This is a genomic window from Candidatus Pantoea multigeneris (genome assembly GCF_011752615.1).
In the GTDB taxonomy this organism is placed as follows: domain Bacteria; phylum Pseudomonadota; class Gammaproteobacteria; order Enterobacterales; family Enterobacteriaceae; genus Pantoea; species Pantoea multigeneris.
In genome coordinates, this window is the sequence record NZ_VWXF01000044.1 from 1 (window position 1) to 364 (window position 364).

1 tRNA gene and 2 rRNA genes are annotated in these 364 nt (G+C 56.9%); all 3 read left to right on the forward strand.

Going from position 1 to position 364, the window contains the following annotated elements:
* Positions 1 to 4: 4 nt before the first annotated feature.
* The 3 genes from rrf (F3J40_RS24665) (at position 5) to rrf (F3J40_RS24675) (ending at position 363) form a co-directional block, all read left to right on the forward strand.
* Positions 5 to 120: ribosomal RNA gene (gene rrf, locus F3J40_RS24665) — 5S ribosomal RNA — on the forward strand.
* A 15-nt stretch (positions 121 to 135) separates the two neighbouring features.
* Positions 136 to 211: transfer RNA gene (locus F3J40_RS24670), tRNA-Thr, on the forward strand.
* Between the two features lie 36 nt (positions 212 to 247).
* Positions 248 to 363: ribosomal RNA gene (rrf, locus tag F3J40_RS24675) — 5S ribosomal RNA — on the forward strand.
* Position 364 lies beyond the last annotated feature (1 nt).

Below are 364 nucleotides of genomic sequence, written 5' to 3' on the forward strand. Positions count from 1 at the left end.
TTTGCCTGGCGGCTTTAGCGCGGTGGTCCCACCTGACCCCATGCCGAACTCAGAAGTGAAACGCCGTAGCGCCGATGGTAGTGTGGGGTCTCCCCATGCGAGAGTAGGGAACTGCCAGGCATCAAATTATAGTGTGCTGATATGGCTCAGTTGGTAGAGCGCACCCTTGGTAAGGGTGAGGTCCCCAGTTCGACTCTGGGTATCAGCACCAGTTTTAAAGCACGAGTTCGGTAAATTACAGAATTTGCCTGGCGGCTTTAGCGCGGTGGTCCCACCTGACCCCATGCCGAACTCAGAAGTGAAACGCCGTAGCGCCGATGGTAGTGTGGGGTCTCCCCATGCGAGAGTAGGGAACTGCCAGGCA